This window comes from Leifsonia sp. LS1, assembly GCF_020521355.1.
Lineage (GTDB): Bacteria > Actinomycetota > Actinomycetes > Actinomycetales > Microbacteriaceae > Leifsonia.
Window position 1 is genome coordinate 152353 of record NZ_BPER01000004.1, and the last position, 18720, is coordinate 171072.

Below are 18720 nucleotides of genomic sequence, written 5' to 3' on the forward strand. Positions count from 1 at the left end.
AATCTACCGCGGGTCGCGGGCGGAGGGCGCGAGGGTGGCCGTCGCGAGCGGCAGGAACAGATCGTCGACGATGGCGACCAGCGTCTCGTCCGCCGGCGGCTGGAGCGTCATCAGCATCTCGTGCCGGAGGGCCATCGTCGGCAGGCCGGCCACGATGTCGGGCAGCCGGCTGCGATCGATCTCCCCGCGGGCGTCGGCACGATCGAGGATCTCGTCCAGCATGGACGGGCCCGGCGCGATGAGGCGCTCGCGAAGTCCTGCCACGCCGCCTTCCGCCTCGCTGACGATGCCGGAGAACCGCAGCATGATGAGCGCGACGAGTCCGCTGCGCCGCGCACTGAACTGGCGGAGGAGGTCGAGCACGTCGGCGCGGAGGCTGCCGCGGTCGGGGACGTCGATCGGGTCTCCGTCGTAGTGCGCGCGGATGGCGGCCATCGCCAGGTCGCTCCTGGTCGGCCAGCGGCGGGCGATGACCGGCCGGCTCGTCCCCGCGCGCGCCGCGACGGCCTCCATGGTCAGCGCCGCGTACCCGTTGGCGTCGAGCTCCTCCCAGGCGGCGTCGAGGAGCGCGCTCTCGAGCTCCGCTCCGCGCCGGCGGCGAGAAGGTGAGGAATTAGAGTCCATTTGCGCATCTTATCCGATCGGCGTATGGTCGGCGTTTAGATACACACACGCATCTTAAGGAGTGGGCTCATGGCAGCGGAGAAACTCGACAGGACCGTGGTCCGCACGGCGACAGCCTTGGTCGTCGGAGCGCTCGCGGTGGTCTTCGACACGACCATCCTCAGCATCGCCCTGCACTCGCTGGCGATCGACCTGCGCACGGACGTCGCGCACATCCAATGGGTGACGACGGGATACCTGCTGGCGCTCGCCGCGACCGTGCCGCTGTCGGCATGGTGCCTCGCCCGGTTCGGCGGCAAGCGTGTCTGGATGGCGGCCCTCGGGATCTTCCTCCTCGGCTCGATCCTGTCCGGCCTCGCCTGGAACGCCGACAGCCTCATCGCCTTCCGTGTGCTCCAGGGCGTCGGGGGAGGTCTCATGCTGCCGGTGATGACCACGATGGTGATGGAGGTCGCGGGCGGGAGGCAACTGGGGCGCGTCACCGCCGTGGTGGGTCTGCCCGCGATGGCCGGTCCGGTGCTCGGCCCGGTGCTCGGCGGCCTCATCCTCGCCGTCGGCGACTGGCGCTGGGTGTTCTGGGTCAACATCCCCTTCTGCGTCGCCGGACTGATCCTGGCCTGGCGCATGCTGCCCTCCGACCGCGGGCGCGATCCGCGTCGCCGCCTCGACATCGTCGGCGTCCTGCTCCTCGTGCCCGGTCTGGCCGGTCTCCTCCTGGGACTCTCCGACTCCGTGCTCGACGGCGGCTTCGCCCGGGCCGACGCGTGGATCCCGCTGGTGGCGGGCGCCGTGCTCGTCGCGGGCTTCGGATTCTGGGCGGTCCACCGTCGTGGGGACGCGCTGGTCGATGTGCGGCTGCTGCGGGTGCGGTCGGTGTGGTCGGCCTCCACCCTCCTCTTCCTCTCCGGTGTCGCCCTATACGGTGCGATGCTGCTCCTTCCGCTGTTCTTCCAGCAGATGCGCGGTGTGGACGCGCTCGGCGCCGGGCTTCTCCTGGTGTCCCAGGGGCTCGGGATGCTCGCCTGCCGCCCGCTCGCCGGGCGACTGATCGACCGGATCGGTGCGCGCTGGATCGCTGTGGTCGGCTTCGCGATCGTCGCGGTCGCGACCGTGCCGTTCGCGCTCGGACTGCCGGCGTCGGCCGACCCGCTGCTGCTCGTCGCGCTGTTCGTCCGCGGCTTCGGTCTCGGCGCGGTCACGATGCCGCTCATGGTCGCCTCGTATCAGGGACTGAGCGGCGAGCAGATCGCCCACTCCAGCATCCTCACGCGCACCGCGCAGCAACTCGGCGGCTCGTTCGGCACGGCGGTGTTCGCCGTGCTGCTGCAGGCGGCGGTGCTCGGCGGGTCCACGCTCGACGCTGCCTTCTCGTCCGCCTTCTGGGTGGCGGTCGGCGCCACGGTGCTGGGCGTGGCGATCGCGTTCGTGCTGCCGTCTGCCGGGCCGAAGCGCCCGCAGGATGCGGGCGCGGTCGCGCCGGCCCCGGTCGCGGAGCCGGTCGCCGGCCCCGCGGTCAGGGGAGCGTGAGCACCTCGGCGCCGCGCTCGGTGACGACGAGCGTGTGCTCGAACTGGGTTGTCATGCTGCGGTCGCGCGTCACGACGGTCCAGTCGTCCGCCCACATGTCCCACTCGTGCGTCCCGAGGGTGAGCATGGGCTCGATCGTGAACACCATCCCCACCTCCATCACGTCGTCGTAGGCCGGAGCCGAGTCGTAGTGGGGGATGATCAGGCCCGAGTGGAACGTGGCGCCGACGCCGTGCCCGGTGAAGTCGCGCACGACCCCGTAGCCGAAGCGCTTGGCGTACGACTCGATGGCCCGCCCGATGACGTTGACCTGGCGGCCGGGGGCGACGGCCTTGATGCCGCGGTTCAGCGCCTCGCGGGTGCGCTCGACGAGGAGGGTGACCTCCTCGCTCGCGGTGCCCGCGATGAAGGTCTGGTTGCTGTCGCCGTGGAAACCGTCCTTGTACGCGGTGATGTCGATGTTGACGATGTCGCCCTCCTCGATCACGGTGTCGTCCGGGATGCCGTGGCACACCACCTCGTTGACCGAGCTGCAGATCGACTTCGGGTACCCGCGGTAGCCGAGCGTCGACGGATAGGCGTCGTGCGCGATCAGGAACTCGTGCCCGATCGCGTCCAGCTCCTCGGTGGTCACGCCCGGCCGCACCGCCTCGCCGACCAGGGCGATCGCCTGCGCGGCGATCCGCCCCGACTCCCGGATGAGCGCGATCTCGTCGGGCGAGTACACGTCGCCGCGCGTGTTGGGCGCGGGCGAGGGCTTCCCGACGTACTCGGGCCGCGGGATGCGCGCGGGCACGGGACGCGTCGCGGTGACACGACCGGGGATCAGGTGGCCGGCGGAATCCTTGGGCATAGGATCAAGCTTATGACCGGTGAGAACGAGTACGGCATCACGCAGGACGCGGAGCACAAGTACTGGTACAACATGAAGACCGGCGCCGTGGAGCAGGGCTTCCTGTCCCCGGCGCCTGATCGCGTCGGGCCGTTCGACACCCGCGAGGAGGCCGAGCACGCGCTCGAGAAGCTGCGCGAGAACAGTGCCAAGTGGGCCGAGGAGGACGCGGCCGACGGCCGCTGACCTCTCCTAGAAGCTGTGGTCCGGCCCGGGGAACGCGCCGGACTGCACGTCCGCCTTGTACGCCGCGGCGGCGCCCGAGAGCACCGTCTTTAGGTCGGCGTACTGCTTGACGAAGCTCGGCACGCGGCCGGTCGTGAAGCCGGCCCAGTCCGTCCACACCAGCAGCTGACCGTCGACGTGCGGGCCCGCGCCGACGCCGATCGTGGGAATGCGCAGCTCCTGCGTGACACGCTGCGCCACCGCGGCCGGGACCATCTCGAGCACGACGGCGAACGCGCCCGCATCCTCCACGGCGTGCGCATCGGCCAGCAGCTGCTCGGCTCCCTCGCCGCGACCCTGGATCAGGTGGCCGCCGAGCCCGTGCTCGCTCTGCGGTGTGAACCCGATGTGCGCCATCACCGGGATGCCCGCATCCACGATGCGCCGGATCTGGTCGGCGCTGCGCACGCCGCCCTCCAGCTTGACCGCGTGGGCGCCGGTCTCCTTCATGAACCGGACCGCGGTGTGCAGCGCGTCCTCCACCCCCGTCTCGTACGAGCCGAACGGCATGTCGGCGACCACGAAGGCGCGCTTGACGGCCTTCGCCACCGCGCGGGTGAGCGGGATGAGCTCGTCGACCGTGACCGGGAGGGTCGTGTCGTAGCCCAGCACGTTGTTGCCCGCCGAGTCCCCGACGAGCAGGAAGTCGATCCCGGCCTCGTCGAAGATCTGCGCCGTGAGCATGTCGTAGCTGGTGAGGCCGGTGAACGACGAGCCCTCGTCCTTCGCCGCCTGGAAGTGCCGCGTGCGCACGCGCTTGAGCGACTGCATCGACGGGGTGGCGGGGTGGACGCTCGGAACGGGTGACTGCTCGGTCATGCGCCTCAGTCTAGTGACGCGTCCCGAGCCCGTTCGGAGCCCCGGAACCACTAGTCTGGAGGGGCTGACGAAAGGGGCAGGATGGACAAGCAGCGCGACTTCGTTCTTCGGACGATCGAGGAACGTGGCATCAAGTTCGTGAGGCTGTGGTTCACCGACGTCGTCGGCACTCTGAAGTCGGTCGCCATCGCGCCGGCGGAGGTCGAGGGCGCGTTCAGCGAGGGACTCGGCTTCGACGGCTCCGCGATCGAGGGTCTCACGCGCGCGTACGAGTCCGACCTGCTGGCGCACCCCGACCCCACGACGTTCCAGATCCTCCCGTGGCGCGGGGAGATCGATCCGACGGCGCGGATGTTCTGCGACATCACGACGCCCGACGGCCAGCCGTCCGTCTCCGACCCGCGCAACGTGCTCAAGCGCACGCTCGAGAAGGCGGCTGACCGCGGCTTCACCTTCTACACGCACCCGGAGATCGAGTTCTACCTGCTGAAGTCGTCCGCCTTCGACGAGAACGGCCCCGAGCCGGTCGACTCCGCCGGCTACTTCGACAACGTCCCGGGCGGCACCGCGCACGACTTCCGCCGGCGCTCCGTGCGGATGCTGGAGGATCTCGGCATCTCGGTCGAATTCAGCCACCATGAGGCGGGCCCGGGCCAGAACGAGATCGACCTGCGCTACGCGGACGCCCTCACCACGGCCGACAACATCATGACGTTCCGCACCGTCGTCAAAGAGGTCGCGATCGAGCAGGGCGTCTACGCGACGTTCATGCCGAAGCCGCTGTCGGGCCAGCCCGGCAGCGGGATGCACACCCACATGTCGCTCTTCGAGGGTGACACGAACGCGTTCTTCGAGGCCGGCGCGCAGTACCAGCTCTCGAAGGTGGGCCGCCAGTTCATCGCGGGGCTGCTGAAGCACGCGCCCGAGATCACGGCGGTGACGAACCAGTTCGTCAACTCCTACAAGCGCCTGTGGGGCGGCGACGAGGCGCCCAGCTTCGTCTGCTGGGGCCACAACAACCGTTCGGCGCTCGTGCGCGTGCCGCTCTACAAGCCCAACAAGGGCCAGAGCTCACGCGTCGAGTACCGCGCCATCGACTCCGCCGCCAACCCGTACCTCGCCTTCTCGCTCATGCTGGCCGCCGGCCTCAAGGGCATCGAGGGCCAGTACGAGCTGCCGCCGGAGGCGGAGGACAACGTGTGGGCCCTGAGCGACACGGAGCGCCGAGCCCTCGGCTACAACCAGCTGCCGGCGAGCCTGGACCACGCCATCTCGCTGATGGAGGAGTCCGAGCTGGTCGCGGAGACGCTGGGGGAGCAGGTCTTCAACTACGTGCTCCTCAACAAGCGCAAGGACTGGGCGGAGTACCGCGCACAGGTCACGCCGTACGAGCTGCGGACCAACCTCGAGATCCTCTGACCCGGTCGTGTCGCGCGAGCAGCTCTCCCTCACGGTGCTGGCGCGCGCCGGCTTCGTCGGGCTGAGCTCCGTCCGGGCCGAGCTCGACGAGCTGGCCGCCCTCACGGGGTTCCCGGTCGACGACCTCCTGCCCCCGCTGAGCGCCGCCGCGGATCCGGACAACGCGCTGGCTCTCGCGCTGCGTCTCCTGCAGCACGCGCCGGTGCAGAGCGCGCGCTACGTGCCGTCGCGCAACGACGCACGCAGAGTGCTCCGGGTGATCGGGGCGTCGGAGGGGGCGGCCGAGTTCTTCCTGCGGCAGCCCGCCGAGCTCGCCGCACTCGATCACCCGGTCACGGCGCTTCCGACCGCGGACGAACTCCGGCTCGACCTCCTCGATTCGGTGGGGGCGGTAGACGGCTTCGCCGCACTCGTCGAGGAGCAGGCCTGGACCGCGCTGCGGGTCCGCTACCGTCGGCGCCTCGTGCAGATCGCGAGCTTCGACCTCGAGCAGGAGGACCCGGTCGCCGGCTTCGACGCCGTGGCCGCAGCGCTCTCCGACCTGGCCGCGGCCGCGTTGGAGGCGTCCCTCGCCGTCGCGCGCCGCCAGACCAGCGGCACCGGACCCGGACGCTTCCCGGAGGACGAGGTGCGCGCCACCCGGTTCTCGATCATCGGGATGGGCAAGGCCGGTGCCCGGGAGCTCAACTACGTCAGCGACGTCGACGTCATCTTCGTCACCGAAGGCGACGACGAGGCCGGGTTGAGCGGAGGCCGCGCGGTCGACATCGCGACGCGGCTCGCGATGCTCACGATGCGCGGCATCCACGAGCCGGCCATCGAGCCGGGTCTGTGGGAGGTCGACCCCAATCTGCGTCCGGAGGGCAAGGACGGCGCCCTCGTGCGCACACTCGAGTCGCACGTCGCCTACTACGACCGCTGGGCCAAGGGCTGGGAGTTCCAGGCTCTGCTCAAGGCGCGCCCGCTCGCCGGAGACCCGGGGCTGGGGGAGCGCTACCTTGCGGCGCTCGCACCCAAGGTGTGGAGCAGCGCGTCGCGCGAGAACTTCGTCGAGTCGGTGCAGCGGATGCGCGAGCGCGTCACGGAGCACATCCCGGACGACGAGGTGCACTACCAGCTGAAGCTCGGACCGGGCGGGTTGCGCGACGTGGAGTTCACCGTGCAGCTGCTCCAGCTCGTACACGGCCAGACCGACGACCAGGTGCGGCAGCGCGACACGCTCTCGGCCCTCGCCGCCCTGGCCGCGCAGGGGTACATCGGCCGAGAGGAGGCGGCGGCGTTCGCGCAGGACTACCGCACGCTGCGGCTGATCGAGCACCGCATCCAGCTGCGGCATCTGAGCCGCACCCATCTGATGCCCCGCGACGAGGGCGACCAGCGCATCCTGGCGCGAGCGACGGGCCTCGCGCCGAGCGCCGCCCAGCTGTTCGCCCGCTGGAACGAGATCAAGCACCGCGTGCGCGGGCTGCACGAGCGGCTCTTCTACCGTCCGCTGCTCAGCGCCGTCGCGGCCACGCCGAGCGAGGACTTCGCGCTCACGAGCGCCCAGGCCGAGGCGCGGCTCGCAGCGATCGGTTTCCGCGACCCGCGCGGGGCGCTCGCCCACATCGGGGCGCTCACCTCGGGGGTCTCGCGGCGCGCGACCATCCAGCGCCACCTGCTGCCGGTGATGCTGCAGTGGTTCGCCGACGGCGCGGATCCCGATTACGGTCTCCTGACCTTCCGCCGTCTCAGCGAGGATCTCGGCTCCACGCACTGGTACCTGCGGATGTTGCGCGATTCCACCGGAGCGGCCGAGCGTCTGACCCGGGTGCTCTCGGGATCGCGATTCGCCGGTGAGCTTCTGGGACGCATCCCCGAGTCGGTCGCCTGGCTCGAGACGGAGGACGAGCTGCGCCCGCGCTCGGCCGAGCTGCTCCGGGAGGAGACGGCGGCCATCCTGGCGCGCCACGATTCCGCGGAGACGGCGGCCGCCGCTCTGCGCGCCGTGCGTCGTCGGGAGGTGCTGCGGCTGGCGTTCTCGGGCATCCTGGGCTTCGCGACGATCGAGGAGCTGGCGCACGGGTTGAGCGCCGTCACCGAGAACGTGATCGCCGGTGTGCTGGCCGCGATCCGCGCGGCGCGCGGCGACGCGGACGCGTTCGAGTTCGCCGTGATCGGCATGGGGCGGTTCGGCGGACGCGAGCTGGGGTTCGGCTCGGACGCGGACGTCATGTACGTCTTCCGTCCGCTCACCGCCGAGCAGGACGAAGCGCATCGCGCCGCCCTCGCGATCGTCTCGGACCTCTCGCGACTCACCGAGGACAACATCCTCCCGCTCGATCTCGACATCGGGCTCCGCCCTGAGGGCAAGAACGGCACCCCGGTGCGCTCGCTGGACTCGTACCGCGCGTACTACGAGCGCTGGTCGCTGACCTGGGAGGCGCAGGCCCTCCTGCGCGCGCGGGGCGTCGCCGGAGACGAGGCCCTCCTCGACGCCTTCGACGCCCTCGCCGACGTGGTCCGCTACCCGGCCGAGATCGGTGAGCGCGAGATCCGCGAGGTCAAGCGCATCAAGGCACGCGTGGAGAACGAGCGCCTGCCGCAGGGCGCCGATCCCTCCCGTCACCTGAAGCTCGGCCGCGGCTCCCTCAGCGACGTCGAGTGGTTCGTGCAGCTCATCCAACTGGAGCACGGCGCGGCGATCCCGGCCCTGCGCACACCGAGCACCCTCGACGCCCTCGCCGTCGCCGCCGAGCACGGCTTCGTCACCGATGAGGACGCCGCCAAGCTCCGCGAGGCGTGGGTCTTCGCCTCCCGCGCCCGCTCGGCGATGACCCTCTGGACGAACAAGACCGCCGATGTCCTCCCCTCCGACCGTGTCGCCCTCGACGGCGTCGCCCGCCTGATGGAGTACCCGCCGGGCTCCGCGACCCGGCTGGAGGAGGACTACCTCGCCGTCACCCGCCGCGCCCGCGCCGTCTTCGAGCGCAGCTTCTACGGCATCCAGGAGCGGCCGGCACCCACGGGCTGACCCTCGCTTCCTTCTCCGGCTGTCTTTCCGCCGTCATCACTGTGAGTGGAAGCCCGGTCGATATTCGTGATTCGTGGATGAAGAGTATAATCTCGAGAACGTGGGATCTAGACGACCAGTAGTGAACCCTTCTAGACTGTCTTTGTGATAAGAATCCAAGGGTGCTCGTCGCCCGGCCTCCTCCGATCAGGTCCGCGGAATCTGCAACTTTTGCGCGGCGTGGCCCGCCACCGTTTCGTCAACTCCGCGCACAGACGGCATGTCTACGCAGTCGTACCGGTCCCGAGTGGCGTGCTCACGTGACCGCCGAGGTTCCACCCTCCGCGCTGGGGACGCTGTCGAGGCGGTCGCTCTTGGCGAGTCTGGCGGCGGTGGGCGTGCTCGGGCCAGCACTTCTGGACGGACCTCCGGCTCTCGCCAGCGGAGTGGCTCCCGGAACTGCGAACGAGGCGATCACGCTAGCCCGCTCTCTGCTGGGAAAAGGGCTTGTCGAGCTCCGGTCCAACTACGTGAACGACCCACCCTGGAACACGTACGGGAACTTTGACTGGTGCGCCTGGTTCGTATCGTGGCTCCTCCGGGGAAGCGGTCGCGGTATGAAGACCTGGGTGACCGACATGTACGATTACGGCCCTGTGGTCGGCTCTCCGCAGGTGGGAGACATCGTCATCTTCGTGGACTACCACGTGGGAATCGTCTCGAAAATCGTAGCGGGTACCCCGTATGTGATCGACGGCAACGGCGGAACCCTGGCACCGACGGCGACGATCGTACAAGAGAGGCCCGTGTGGAGCGACACTCACAAATTCGTACGGCCAACCTATTCAGGAGCTTCGAACCCCACCCCGACACTTACGGAGGATGAAATGACCACGATGGAACTTGTTCGACAGGATGGCGATGCAGCGGTGTACTTCTCCGTGAACCGCATCATTCGTTATCACATTACGTCGGCCTCGCTCGTCGACTATCAGTTCTGGTTGAACCAGCTGAAGGCGACCAATCCGTACGCCAACCCCAACGTGCAGGTAGTCCAGAACATTGCCTCTTTCGGTGCGGTACTGGCGTAGCGGCAACCACAAGGGGCTCTCACTGGCCTCATATGGATCGTGGGGCGTGCCTCACCGCGTCCATGCTAGGACGACGGATCCTTGTGCACGTGCGGGCTTTTCGCGCGCGGCCTGCCTCCCCACTGGCTGAGGCTCTCTCGCACGCCGTGCGTGACGGTACGTCGTATCGCCGTACCGTCGTCTCGCGTCGACTTGACCGCGGAGACGCGGAAGGGGGGGGGGGCCCCCCCCCCCCCCGGCCGCATCCCCAGCGGGATGCGGCCCTTCTCGTATGTGGAACGCTGAGCGTCAGACGCCGAAGTACAGCTCGTACTCATCGGTGGTGATTGGTGAGTGTTGGTGAGGGGCAACTTCGCCGGAATCTCGGGAATTTATCGTTGGCTAGCGTTGGCTGAGGTCAGACGTGATTGGGATTGCTGCGGACTATCTGCGGACTGCACCCTCGGCTCGCGCGCAGCGCTGGTTGACTAGGGGGCATGAAATCCGGCGAGTTCTGGGGCTATCGCGTGCGGCAGGCTGATCCGCTCTTGGCCGTGGAAGTGCTGCGGATCGGCGACAAGCGGCCGGCGCGTGTCTTGGTCCGTTTTGTTGACGAATCGATGGAGGGTCGGCGCGAGTGGGTGCCTCCTGTAAGGCTGAAGGTGCTCTGGGCTGACAGGGGGCCGTTTATCGAGAAGGAAGAGCGCTGGGCGGCGATACGCGAGTTAGGCGTCAAGAACGACTCAGCGACCGACTTCGCCGCTGACGTTGTGTTCCGTCTTACGGTCCCGAGGAGAGTGGCGGAGTACGAGATGTCTGGGTATGCGAGGGTCTATGACATCGAGAGGCTAGCCCAGGCCGCAGAGATTGAAATCGAAGCCGTCAACAGCCACCCTGCTTCCTTCGCCATCGATGAGTCGACCTGGGCGCTGCCGTGGCCAACGGTAGAGCAGATCGTGAAGCTAATCGCCCTGAAACATGCCAACCGTATCCTGCAGTACGTCGAGGCCGAAGAGCGAGATTTCGAGACGAAAGCCACTCACGGCTACGACTACCGCTCCGTCGTCACGGGCGAGATAGCTTTCATGGATCCGGAAGACGTAGCCAGCTCGGAAATGGAGGAGTACCAGCGCCCCATGTGGAACCTTCTTCGTCAATGGTGCGGCGCCGAGACTGTCGACATACGCGACGAGTTGAACGCGCTACGAGTCGAGGTTCGCCGAATTGGCGAAGTAGCAGAACGAGCAATTGGTGTCCTGCGGATACATGGTTTCATTCGGGAGGCTGAGAGGCTGCGCCATGATCTCGGAGTCCGCGTTGAAAAGCCCGGCGAACGCTAGATAGTCCGGGGCTGGGGCGGCATCAGCACGGTCCATCCGTAGGGCATGAATCGGTCCACCTCGGCGCTCGGGTAGTCGACTGGTTCGGCTATCTGGAGCTCGGCCGCGTTCCGAAGCGGGTCGAGGCGATCGGCCTCCGCGCGCAGCCAATTGGCCCATTCCACCGATTCATGGGAGCCCTCGACTGCATCGGCGTAAGATCGCAGGTCTCGAGCTTTGGTCCATGCCGCGACCTGCTCATCGGCACGGTTAGCATTCACGTTTCGTGCGTACGCGGCGCGTGCTTGTGGCACCGCATCGGCCCATCGCTGAGCGATCAGGTCGTTCTCGCGCTGGAGTTGGTCGCGCTTGTCACGGGCCCTCTGTGCGGCGTCGACAACAACTCCGACGATTTCAGGGAGCTTCTCCTCAAGCGTCCATCGTTTCCGATCAGCCCACCACGGCTGCGACCGGACCCCGAAAGTGATAGTTAGACGCAGCCGGCCACTGAACACCCTGCGCTCCACCTTGGGAAGACGTTGCCAGTCGTACTTCACCACAACCGACTCGTCGGGAACAACGCGCATCGTCTTCTCTTCCTCAATGAGGAGCCGGAACAGGTCGTCACCACCTCGAAGCGTGAGCATTCCCTTTTCGTCGTCCCAACCCATTTGGAAGCCACCCAAGAAGGCTTGCGAATTGAGAGCGGTGAGCACAGCGACAAGTCGCGACCTCTGGTCGGCGCTCACCCGGATTTGGTCTGACTTCACCAGATTGTCGATGTGCTGGACGTCCATAACTGCATTGTGGATCAACAGCTACCGAGACGTGACCGGCGATCTGAGGTGGCGGGTGCGGGCTCGCGGCGGGAACTGGTTCGTGGATAGACCTTGATCGGATCCACAGTTCCCCACGGGTTCGCGAAGATCGCGGGTGTCGTGTTGTTCTCAATGAACTCTTCGATCGCGCGCCTCGGAACGATCTCGTTGCCGCCCACCCTGAGCGTGCCTAAGAAGAAATCATCTATCAGCGTCCTCACGACTTCCGCACTCACTCCGAAGATCCTCGCGGTCTCCTCGACGGTATTCACATCTGCGATCTGACTCATGTTCCTTAGCCTGATGGATTTACTCCCGCGGTGCTTGGGACACCGACCACCGCGAACTGATCAGCTCGCCATCCCGTGCCGGATGACCAGTGCACGGGTGGCGCGAATCACGTGAACGGTCTCATGGGCCGTGAGCGACGAGTTCACTCCCGAAGAAATCAGCCCCATCGCACGAGTGGTGCGATGGGGCTGAGTGCTTCGGGACCCCTAGAAGCTGAACCGGATACTTCTGTCGGCGCTGCGAAGCTCTAGCTCTTCTGCTGGTGCCAGCGCACGTCCAATCCGAAAGGCTATATCGACTTGTCCGGCGAACGGTCCGCTTCCCGACGCCGCCTGTTCGGCCAGCGTTTCGAACGTCCCATTGTGGTCGGTCAGTGTCCACTGGGTGCCGACTGCAAGGGGCTGCTTTGTCCCGCGCGGGCCCGGAGCTGATGCAAAGTCGCGCAGCCTGAGAAGTATGCGATCTTCCGCGATCTCGACCGATTGCAGTTCGAGCGTCTCGTCCCCCGCCAGAGTTGTGATTGTGCCGTAGAACATGGCGCTCACACTACTTCGTGATACCCCATGCGTCATCCCAGTAATCGGCTCCGTTGTAACGCAGCCACGCCTCCACTTCGAATTCTTGTCCCTTCGGCGGGCAGATGTAGTTCGTGCGGGTCGAGAGCGAAGTTCCGCTCCCCGCGGCGGAACCACAGGCCGACCACGGACCATTGTTCTGCCTCGAAGTGCAGTCAAGCTTCTTGTAGCCTGAGGCTAGGGAGCTCGCGGTGGTCGACCACACAACGCTCCCCACTGTGATCGTCAGATGAGCAGCCACGTCGCCAACGCCGTTGATGACCTTGTTCGGGCTCATCCCACGCCCAGATACTTGGGTTGAACCGTGCGCTGCCTCAGCTGCGGCGGGGTGGGCGCACTTCCAAGCGAAGTGGTCGATGAGCTCCTGCTGTTCGTCCAGAGAGAGCGGAGCACCGGTCGTCGGATCGTTCAAGTTCACGTCCGTCCCCGCGCAGATCGAGATGGTGCCTCCAGCCGGCGATGGTGTCGGCTGGCCGGCGGCTGAAGCGGGCGATACCGCCAGAAGAGACATTCCCCCGAAAACCGCTGCTGCCACAGCGGTGAAGACGGCGCGATGAGTTCTAGTTTCCATAAGGAACCCCCATGTACTAAAGACCGTGACCCCCACGGCTGCTCCAGAATCGGACACGAGCCAGAACGGTTGCAATACCCGCCTTCTGTGGGTGTGAGTACTCTCAGAAAGGTGTCGAGCGGCTGCTGCTCGAGGGCCCTCGTAGAGCCAATGCGATCAGCCTCACCGCCTCCCTAAATCGAACATATGTTCTAATGAATCAGTGACGCGTCCGAAACCCATCCGATACGACCGGGACACCTGGCTTGTGATGCGGGACGACAAGGTGATCCCCAAAGCGGTAATTCGCCGGTACACGGACAAGCAGGGAAGAGATCAGTACTTGCTCATCCGGTGGGATTTGGATCCGGCAGAGCGCCGGCTGATGGCGGTGTGCGATTCGCTCGAGCGGGCGGACAATCTGGTGCTCTTCGAGAGCGGTTCACCAACAGGGTATTGGAACGGCCCACCGAACCCACACCCAGCCGGTTAGAGGCTCACAGGGTATCTTTCCCACGTGGGCGCCCTCTCCAGCCGTGTCGTCTCAGACCGATTCGAATTCGTCGTAGGTGTGGACACGCATTCTGAGTCCCACACGTATGCTGTCCTGCGAAGTGGCAATGGCGAGGTGCGCGCAACCTCAGAGTTCCGGGCAGACCGGCAAGGCATTCAGGCCGCCCTTTCGTGGATCACCACGATCGTGAGTGGCGAGACACTGCTCGCGATCGAAGGCGCAAACTCCTACGGCTCACTCCTCGCCCAGGTCGCTGCGGATGCCGGATTTGAGGTTTGCGACGCGCGGGTTAGAACGCGTGATCCCACCAGGCCCAAGAACGACCAGACCGATGCTGTGTGGGCGGCATACCGCCTACTAGGTACGCGACTAGAGTCCCTCGCCCGACCGCGTGCGTGGGGCGCTCGCCAGATGCTCAGCCTCCTCGTGATGTCTCGTCGCGACATGGAGATCCGCTCGGTTGCTGTTCGCAACCGGCTCGGGGCGATCGTGCGCACGGTCGACCTCGGCCTGGACACAACCCGCAAGATCAGCCGTTCCACCATCCGCACCCTCGCAGACCCCGACTGGGCCAGAGCCGACGACCCGCTCACCATGCTGGGGCGCCGAGAGGTATCCCGGATGGCCAACGAATACCTGCTGCTCCTCGAACAGCTCGACAGCAACAAGAGCGACCTCGAGGCCGTCGTCAAATCCCTCGCTCCTGGGCTGCTGGAGATCTACGGAGTCGGCCCCGTCACTGCCGCAGTTATCCTCGGTGCGTACTCCCACGTCGGCCGCGTCCGATCCGAGTCCGCGTTCGCATCGCTGGCCGGCGTCGCGCCAATCGAGTACGCGTCAGGTAAGACGACCCGGCACCGCCTCAACCGCGGCGGTGACCGCCAACTCAATCGCGCGATCCACACCATCGTCGTCGTACGACTGTCCCGCGACGGTCGCACTCGCGAGTACGTTCGACGGCGCACGACCGAGGGAGTGTCGAAGGCCAACGCGATTAGGAGCCTCAAACGCTACGTCGCGCGCGACATCTTCAGACAAGTCGATCGGATGATGCGGGCAGGGGAGGCGGGCAAAACCACTGGCAGCCACTAGTGGGCAGCTTATGTTCGAGCCACGCCTCCCCTCGAATCGAGCATAGTGACGGCGGACGAAGCTGCACCGAGGCATCCGTTGAGCCAGTGTGATCATTGGTCACGCCACACGAAAACTATGGCCCTTCGCGTCAGAGGTCAACGCTACGGTCGGGTCATGGATACCGAAGATTGATGCCAGCTTCGAGCTACCGTTATCGTGCGGAGAGGTAAAGGTTGGCGAGGCGTGCCCGACGTTCAGTGCATGGGCGACGCAGGACACGAGGACGGGCTCATGGATCGCGAGCATGAGTTCTTCGCCCATGACACGCACACGTTCGGTGTGTCGTGGGAGAAAGGGCGTTGGGTCAGCCGCTAGCTGACAGGTGGCGATCGGCGGAGCGGCCCGCGCAGGGGGGTGAGGAACAGCATGTGCGGCGACGAAGGAGTAGCCCCGCCGCGCGGCAATGAGGAAGTGAGGGTTCTCAGGCTTCTACGCTGAACGCAACACTCGCTGCCTCAGCGGAGTCGACGCTTAGCTGCCAGGTGTATCGACCAGGTTCCAGCCTTAAGTCGCGGAATCGAAACACCAAAGGCATGTCCGCCTCAGTCCCGTGCATCATCCCAGGAGGGCGTCCGACTTCGAACTCGGCGTCCACACGAACATCCACGTCAGAGTCGCCCTGGCGGACGACGGCTCCGTCTGCATCGGTCAAGGTGAGTTCGAATCGATGACGGACGTTCGTTTCAGACCACGGAATCCAAATCTTGCCGGCGACCGATAGGTCGAATCCCTGCCCGTTGAAGATTCTCGAGAATCCGCCACCTATTATGTTCAGTTTGCCGGCATTTTCCTCTGCGTAGTCGCAGAGGAGGATCATGCCTTTCAAGCGTACGAACCGCTGGAAACTGAACTGCGTACCCCACGATTCTCATCGCGATAGTTGACCGATTGGATCAGGGGTTGCGGCTCTGCCGCATCTCGCCAGCTATCCCAATCAATCACCATATCCACAAGTCTGCCTCGAACCCCGCGAACGGTTGCAAACGCGGAATGATCTTCACCATCGTCGATGGCGACACGCTGACCCACTTCGGGAATCAAGAAGAGTCCTGAGCCTAGGTGATAGTCAAGGGACGCGGTGATTCGCCCATCATCTCTCGCTGCCTGAAAATCGACGAGAAACTTCATCTTTCAACCTCCCACTCGTCCGGCTGATTAGTTGGTGGCGAAAATAGCTCATCGAGCTTCGACCAGGTCGTTTCATCCGGCGGGTTATCTAGAACAATATCGAAATGGTCTGATTCCCACGTAGGTGAGAGCTCAAAGCCTGCCGCGCGTACAGCACCTGCCGTGGTGACTCGAATTCTCCGATAATTGGGCGGCGCAATCTTCGGAGATTTTTCCCATATTTCTGAGGCGGTCAGGCCTGGGATCGCGAACGTTGAAACGCCGTAAAATCCGTAGTCCCGGTAGTTTGTAACAGCCGCCGCTTCGACTGAAGCCCGTAGCATGATCCCTCCGCGTACGACAATTGCATCATCGGGCAGTGGCGGCTCTTCCCGGATAACCAATGGTTCCGGGCCTGAGTCAGTCATCGCTCCTAGGTGGTTAGATTAGGCTCCTCAGGTTAGGGCTATCCGGCCGCCACGGCTAGGCCCAGTCATGGGGGCTCCTTCGGGAGTGGCGCAACCGCAACTGCGCAACGTTGAGTTGTGCGACCACCCGCCGACGAGCTTGTGAAGTTCTGGCGCGAACACCGGAATGCAAGCAAATAGCGTTTCGCTTTAGCGAGCACACCCTGCATTCAAGCCCGCTTTAGCCGATCCTCCCAAACCGTCCTAAACGACAAAAAGGTGCGCCCGCAACCACACGGCCCCTCTGTGGATAACTTGTGGATAAAACTGTGCACAGCCTGTGTAGAGCCAGCAGAGGTTGTGGTACTTTTGAGCCATGACGGGCCCACGGGAACGTCATCCGCCTGGGGCCTCGCTGAGCGAGGCCCTCAGTGCTTAAGGCGTCCAGATGTAGCACGAATGGAGCAAAGGCCTAGCCAAGTCGCTGAGCTTCTGAATTTCGAGCGTAGGGCGCGGGTGAGCGTTTGAGACGAACCTCTTGCGCAGGTACACATAGGTCAGCATGTCGACGGCTTGAAGGGCCCTGTGTGACCGCGAGTCCTCCCACATGAATTCAGGACGGATCCTCGATAGGTCGCGATGATTCCACCCAGGAGTCCTCCCGCGAGCCTGAAACTGGTTGATACGTGCTTGATGGTGCGCCGCGTCAGGTACCTGATCTGCGATAATCACAACGTCTTCGCCTTGTGACTCTGCGTAGTCATGCACACGCTCGAGGGCGTATTGAAGAGCGATCTCGTGTGGGGGTGTTGGGTTCACGTAGCGCTGTGCGAGCCGGTCAATGCGTCGAACTCCACCGACGATCCACACACCCCCTGACGCCACGATCTTGCCGACAGCGGCCCGATAGACAGTGAAAGCGATGCGGGGCGTATCTCGCAGGCAACTCCATTCCCCGCTGCGCTGGAAAAGCTGTTGACCGTGCAGCTCGATATCCATCGATACCGAGGGGTTCCGCTTGTTGGTCTCGAAAACAATCTTGTCGAGGGCGAGGCCTAGCATCCGATTCTGATGAGCATTCAACACGAGCACACCGATGAGGTGAACTTCCCCCTCGATGTATGACTCATCAACGTATGCGTAGAGCACGGTAACTATCTTGCTGTACGCAGCCGACAGATAACTCACGAATCGCACAACGACGAAAGACCCCGGCCCACCCATGAGGGTGAGCCGGGGCTCATGGTCTGCTAGAACCGGTATCGACGATAGGTGGCCGTGCAGGGCGGCCACCAGAGTGTTCACGCGGTGAGACGAATCCACCCGCCACCACGAACCACGATCTCCGGCTTCTCCGTCACACGCACCTCGTCCGCTTCTACCGCAAACACCGGGAGGGAACGAAAGAACCCCGCTCTGCCGTCAGGTAGGCGGGGTTCTTGTCGGTGTTGGGCTAGCCGAGGACGGCGCCGAAGGAAGCGACGTTCTGGACGACCTGCACGTTGGGGTTCGCGTACGGGTTGTTGGCCTTCAGCTGGTTGAGCCAGAACTGATAATCGGTGAGCGAAGCAGCGGTGATGTGGTAACGGATGATGCGGTTGACGGAGAAGTACACCGCTGCATCTCCATCCTGTCGAACGAGTTCCATCGTGGTCATGTCATCCTCCGGGGTTGGGGTAGGGCTAGTCGTGCTGGAGTCCTGGTCGGCATATACCGGATAGGCATACGCCGTCCCCGACCTGCCGGTATTGTGGTGCACCACCGATGATGACCACGGGTTACCGCCGGCGTTCCCTTCTACGGTTTCGCACACAGAACCGTTGGTTCCGATGACGAGACCGACGTGAGAAGCCGGCGAGTCGAAGAAGATTAGGGCTCCCACCGTCGGTTTCGTGCCGACGCGCCCCATGGCTTTGTAGGTGTCATACGGATCCTGTGCCCCCACTTCGTAGCCGATCCCGTTGTTGTGCAAAAGCCAGGTGACGAACCAGGCGCACCATTCGCCATTGAAGCTTGCCCACGGTCCGGTGACGGCGAGATCCGCCTTCACTTGGGACAGCGTCCGATTCTCCTCACCGAGCGCCATGTTCTTGACCTGATTGAAACTGAGGGGCGAGTCTGCCCACGCAGGAGGAGCGGACATCACGCCCATTGCGGCTAGGGCTGCCAGGGACAGGCCTCCGGTCACGAGCCCTCGGCGGGATAGATCAGCTCGAAACGGTGAGGACTCGAGATCGGCATCATTCACGACGTCAGCTTTGCACCTAGGAAACCGGACCCCCACCCCCACAAGCGGGACTTGCGACAGCCCGTCTCACCCCAACGGGTAGAACGCAGAGAACGCCCCGGCCCACCCGAAGGTGAGCCGGGGGCCCATGGTCTGCTAGAACCTCGACCAGTCTGTGCCGCTGCGCTGCCGGAAGGCCAGAGCGCGGCC

General features: G+C 65.1%; 18 protein-coding genes. 7 read left to right on the plus strand and 11 right to left on the minus strand.

Annotated elements, in window-relative coordinates; genetic code table 11:
* Positions 1 to 3: 3 nt before the first annotated feature.
* Positions 4 to 624 (minus strand): TetR/AcrR family transcriptional regulator, encoded by a 621-nt coding sequence (locus LLS1_RS09040; protein WP_223356974.1) that lies wholly within the window; start codon positions 622 to 624, stop codon positions 4 to 6.
* A 69-nt stretch (positions 625 to 693) separates the two neighbouring features.
* On the opposite strand from LLS1_RS09040, the gene LLS1_RS09045 reads away from it, so the two are divergent.
* Positions 694 to 2151, plus strand: a complete 1458-nt coding sequence (locus LLS1_RS09045) for an MDR family MFS transporter (protein WP_226654891.1) — start codon at positions 694 to 696, stop codon at positions 2149 to 2151.
* Here LLS1_RS09045 and map read toward each other — a convergent pair.
* Positions 2138 to 3004: a type I methionyl aminopeptidase gene (gene map / locus LLS1_RS09050; RefSeq protein WP_226654893.1), complete on the minus strand. Its 867-nt coding sequence runs from the start codon at positions 3002 to 3004 to the stop codon at positions 2138 to 2140. The genes LLS1_RS09045 and map overlap by 14 nt on opposite strands.
* A gap of 12 nt (positions 3005 to 3016) precedes the next feature.
* On the opposite strand from map, the gene LLS1_RS09055 reads away from it, so the two are divergent.
* Entirely contained in the window at positions 3017 to 3229 is a 213-nt protein-coding gene (locus LLS1_RS09055; RefSeq protein ID WP_223356971.1) for an SPOR domain-containing protein, read from the plus strand.
* Positions 3230 to 3235: 6 nt separating this feature from the next.
* On the opposite strand, the gene panB is transcribed toward LLS1_RS09055, so the two are convergent.
* The gene (panB, locus tag LLS1_RS09060) at positions 3236 to 4087 is read right to left on the minus strand and encodes a 3-methyl-2-oxobutanoate hydroxymethyltransferase (RefSeq protein ID WP_223356970.1); all 852 of its coding nucleotides are present in this window, start codon (positions 4085 to 4087) and stop codon (positions 3236 to 3238) included.
* 81 nt (positions 4088 to 4168) lie between these two features.
* Between panB and glnA the strand changes: the two genes are divergently transcribed.
* The 4 genes from glnA to LLS1_RS09080 all read left to right on the plus strand — a co-directional run bounded on the left by glnA (position 4169) and on the right by LLS1_RS09080 (position 10908).
* Positions 4169 to 5506 carry a type I glutamate--ammonia ligase gene (gene glnA / locus LLS1_RS09065; protein WP_223356969.1) on the plus strand — a complete coding sequence of 446 codons (1338 nt, stop codon included), beginning with the start codon at positions 4169 to 4171 and terminating at the stop codon, positions 5504 to 5506.
* Positions 5507 to 5513: 7 nt separating this feature from the next.
* On the plus strand, positions 5514 to 8519 hold the full coding sequence (locus LLS1_RS09070) for a bifunctional [glutamine synthetase] adenylyltransferase/[glutamine synthetase]-adenylyl-L-tyrosine phosphorylase (RefSeq protein ID WP_226654894.1): 3006 nt from the start codon (positions 5514 to 5516) through the stop codon (positions 8517 to 8519).
* Positions 8520 to 8818: 299 nt separating this feature from the next.
* Complete coding sequence (locus LLS1_RS09075) at positions 8819 to 9589, plus strand: CHAP domain-containing protein (RefSeq protein ID WP_226654896.1); 771 nt, start codon at positions 8819 to 8821, stop codon at positions 9587 to 9589.
* Positions 9590 to 10065: 476 nt separating this feature from the next.
* Positions 10066 to 10908 carry a hypothetical protein gene (locus LLS1_RS09080; protein ID WP_226654898.1) on the plus strand — a complete coding sequence of 281 codons (843 nt, stop codon included), beginning with the start codon at positions 10066 to 10068 and terminating at the stop codon, positions 10906 to 10908.
* Here LLS1_RS09080 and LLS1_RS09085 read toward each other — a convergent pair.
* The 3 genes from LLS1_RS09085 to LLS1_RS09095 all read right to left on the minus strand — a co-directional run bounded on the left by LLS1_RS09085 (position 10905) and on the right by LLS1_RS09095 (position 12532).
* Positions 10905 to 11684: a hypothetical protein gene (locus LLS1_RS09085; RefSeq protein WP_226654900.1), complete on the minus strand. Its 780-nt coding sequence runs from the start codon at positions 11682 to 11684 to the stop codon at positions 10905 to 10907. The two genes, LLS1_RS09080 and LLS1_RS09085, sit on opposite strands and share 4 nt — an antisense overlap.
* Before the next feature lie 14 nt (positions 11685 to 11698).
* Positions 11699 to 11995, minus strand: coding sequence for a helix-turn-helix domain-containing protein (locus LLS1_RS09090; protein ID WP_226654902.1), 297 nt, complete (start codon positions 11993 to 11995; stop codon positions 11699 to 11701).
* A 207-nt stretch (positions 11996 to 12202) separates the two neighbouring features.
* A complete protein-coding gene (locus tag LLS1_RS09095) occupies positions 12203 to 12532 on the minus strand; it encodes a hypothetical protein (protein WP_226654904.1) in 330 nt (109 codons plus the stop codon).
* A gap of 1106 nt (positions 12533 to 13638) precedes the next feature.
* Here LLS1_RS09095 and LLS1_RS09100 point away from each other — a divergent pair.
* Positions 13639 to 14727 carry an IS110 family transposase gene (locus LLS1_RS09100; protein ID WP_226654905.1) on the plus strand — a complete coding sequence of 363 codons (1089 nt, stop codon included), beginning with the start codon at positions 13639 to 13641 and terminating at the stop codon, positions 14725 to 14727.
* 463 nt (positions 14728 to 15190) lie between these two features.
* Here the strand turns inward: LLS1_RS09100 and LLS1_RS09105 are convergent, their stop codons facing one another.
* From LLS1_RS09105 to LLS1_RS09125, 5 genes are all read right to left on the minus strand, one after another.
* Positions 15191 to 15586 carry a DUF6941 family protein gene (locus tag LLS1_RS09105; RefSeq protein ID WP_226654907.1) on the minus strand — a complete coding sequence of 132 codons (396 nt, stop codon included), beginning with the start codon at positions 15584 to 15586 and terminating at the stop codon, positions 15191 to 15193.
* A gap of 5 nt (positions 15587 to 15591) precedes the next feature.
* The gene (locus tag LLS1_RS09110) at positions 15592 to 15897 is read right to left on the minus strand and encodes a hypothetical protein (RefSeq protein ID WP_226654909.1); all 306 of its coding nucleotides are present in this window, start codon (positions 15895 to 15897) and stop codon (positions 15592 to 15594) included.
* Complete coding sequence (locus LLS1_RS09115) at positions 15894 to 16304, minus strand: hypothetical protein (protein WP_226654910.1); 411 nt, start codon at positions 16302 to 16304, stop codon at positions 15894 to 15896. Before LLS1_RS09115 ends, LLS1_RS09110 begins: the two co-directional genes overlap by 4 nt.
* Positions 16305 to 16718: 414 nt before the next feature.
* The gene (locus tag LLS1_RS09120; RefSeq protein WP_226654912.1) at positions 16719 to 17588 is read right to left on the minus strand and encodes a DUF3800 domain-containing protein; all 870 of its coding nucleotides are present in this window, start codon (positions 17586 to 17588) and stop codon (positions 16719 to 16721) included.
* A gap of 148 nt (positions 17589 to 17736) precedes the next feature.
* Positions 17737 to 18531 (minus strand): CHAP domain-containing protein, encoded by a 795-nt coding sequence (locus tag LLS1_RS09125; protein WP_226654913.1) that lies wholly within the window; start codon positions 18529 to 18531, stop codon positions 17737 to 17739.
* Positions 18532 to 18720 lie beyond the last annotated feature (189 nt).

Excerpts from the sequence above, each read along its gene's own strand:
- LLS1_RS09040 (WP_223356974.1), bottom strand. The coding sequence starts at position 624 with ATGGACTCTAATTCCTCACCTTCTCGCCGCCGGCGCGGAGCGGAGCTC.
- LLS1_RS09045 (WP_226654891.1), top strand. The coding sequence starts at position 694 with ATGGCAGCGGAGAAACTCGACAGGACCGTGGTCCGCACGGCGACAGCC.
- map (WP_226654893.1), bottom strand. The coding sequence starts at position 3,004 with ATGCCCAAGGATTCCGCCGGCCACCTGATCCCCGGTCGTGTCACCGCG.
- LLS1_RS09055 (WP_223356971.1), top strand. The coding sequence starts at position 3,017 with ATGACCGGTGAGAACGAGTACGGCATCACGCAGGACGCGGAGCACAAG.
- panB (WP_223356970.1), bottom strand. The coding sequence starts at position 4,087 with ATGACCGAGCAGTCACCCGTTCCGAGCGTCCACCCCGCCACCCCGTCG.
- glnA (WP_223356969.1), top strand. The coding sequence starts at position 4,169 with ATGGACAAGCAGCGCGACTTCGTTCTTCGGACGATCGAGGAACGTGGC.
- LLS1_RS09080 (WP_226654898.1), top strand. The coding sequence starts at position 10,066 with ATGAAATCCGGCGAGTTCTGGGGCTATCGCGTGCGGCAGGCTGATCCG.
- LLS1_RS09085 (WP_226654900.1), bottom strand. The coding sequence starts at position 11,684 with ATGGACGTCCAGCACATCGACAATCTGGTGAAGTCAGACCAAATCCGG.
- LLS1_RS09090 (WP_226654902.1), bottom strand. The coding sequence starts at position 11,995 with ATGAGTCAGATCGCAGATGTGAATACCGTCGAGGAGACCGCGAGGATC.
- LLS1_RS09095 (WP_226654904.1), bottom strand. The coding sequence starts at position 12,532 with ATGTTCTACGGCACAATCACAACTCTGGCGGGGGACGAGACGCTCGAA.
- LLS1_RS09105 (WP_226654907.1), bottom strand. The coding sequence starts at position 15,586 with ATGATCCTCCTCTGCGACTACGCAGAGGAAAATGCCGGCAAACTGAAC.
- LLS1_RS09110 (WP_226654909.1), bottom strand. The coding sequence starts at position 15,897 with ATGAAGTTTCTCGTCGATTTTCAGGCAGCGAGAGATGATGGGCGAATC.
- LLS1_RS09115 (WP_226654910.1), bottom strand. The coding sequence starts at position 16,304 with ATGACTGACTCAGGCCCGGAACCATTGGTTATCCGGGAAGAGCCGCCA.